The organism is Microcoleus sp. OTE_8_concoct_300 (assembly GCF_031383065.1).
In the GTDB taxonomy this organism is placed as follows: domain Bacteria; phylum Cyanobacteriota; class Cyanobacteriia; order Cyanobacteriales; family Microcoleaceae; genus Microcoleus.
In genome coordinates this window covers 1-1,421 of the sequence record NZ_JANMZH010000380.1, presented here as the reverse complement: position 1 = coordinate 1,421, position 1,421 = coordinate 1, and the positions used below count along the sequence as shown (strand labels likewise).

1 protein-coding gene is annotated in these 1,421 nt (G+C 43.6%); it reads left to right on the top strand.

Translation table 11 applies throughout. The features are described from left to right. The first annotated feature begins 589 nt into the window (after positions 1-589). Positions 590-991: a fasciclin domain-containing protein gene (locus ACUVJL_RS16870; protein ID WP_445246902.1), complete on the top strand. Its 402-nt coding sequence runs from the start codon at positions 590-592 to the stop codon at positions 989-991. The last annotated feature ends 430 nt before the right edge of the window (positions 992-1,421 follow it).

The window sequence follows — 1,421 nt, the reverse complement described above, 5'->3', positions numbered from 1 at the left end:
GTCATGGTTCCGAGGCAGATTTCGGAAACGCGAAGTCCGCTGTGACCTAGTAGTTTATATCTCATGTCACCCTTGCGCTAGTTAATGGTTGTTAACAGTTTAGATCGGTATTTTTGAAACTGTTGCCATGAGTCGGGGTGGCGGGCTTTTACGCCGCCTTAGGACTGTGCTGGATGTTGAATGTTTTGCCAAGTCAATCGATTTTAGATTTTAGATTTTAGATTGATTCCACGGATAAATCCGGGGGCTTGTACCACCTTTGAAATTCGCTTGTCAATCAAAATGTCGTAGGACGGGCGAGGGATCGGGGCGATCGCCCCTGCATTTACTTTCAACACCGCGCTTTCAACACCGCGCAGGGGCCCTCCTCTTAGCAATGTATTTAGGATTACATGGCTAAATTAAAATACAGTAAACTCAAAAGAATTTTATCTACCTTTAGATAGGTATTTTATGAAATGAGTTAAATAAAAAAAATTGCTATCTTAATATTCAGAAAACCAGACAGAACCCGAGAAAAAATTAATGTAGCTAAATTAACTTTTTAGCGTTATAGTGATTTATACATTACAAAAACTAGGTGACTCTCTTGGCTGACATCGTTGATACCGCCGTTTCGGCAGGCTCTTTTACTAGCTTAGTTGCTGCCGTCCAAGCGGCTGGTTTAGTAGATACTCTCAAAGGTCCTGGCCCCTTCACAGTTTTCGCGCCTACTGACGATGCTTTTGCTAAGCTTCCCGCAGGTACTGTAGAAGCACTGTTTAATGACATTCCTCAGCTGACAAAAATCCTGACTTATCATGTCGTTTCCGGCAAAGTTATGGCTGCTGATGTGGTAAAGCTGACATCTGCCAAGACAGTTGAAGGTTCAGAAGTGAAAATTGATGCTTCCAATGGCGTAAAAATCAATGATGCTACTGTTACAGCAGCCGATGTTGTTGCTGATAATGGCGTCATCCACGTTATTGATTCAGTCTTGCTTCCTGCGTAAGCACAGATTTAGATAGCGCAATACTATCTTGAGGGCGGTGGCTATGGGTAGCCACCGCCCTTTTTTAGTTGAGGTTTAAATATTTTACGTGGCTCGATAATTAAAACTATGATAAAGCAGCGTCCATTGGACGATCGCCCTCAGCTTGAGTCGGCCCCAAATTTGTCGCTGCTGGATTTACCGGCCCGGCCAGGTTGCAGGCCAACGGCGACAGGTACTAGGAAAAAAAAGTTATCAAAAAAATAAAAAAGTGCGATCGAGTGCGTTAGCAATTGCCGATAATTAGCGCCCCACTTATTTTGCACTCTTGGGCTGATTCCCGGTTGATGCGTAGATACCAGGCAACCAAACCCAACATTTATCCGAGAAACTGGGTTTACGAGGCGCAAGTCCTAATTAAGATACAATAAAAACCACAACGAAAGTGCGA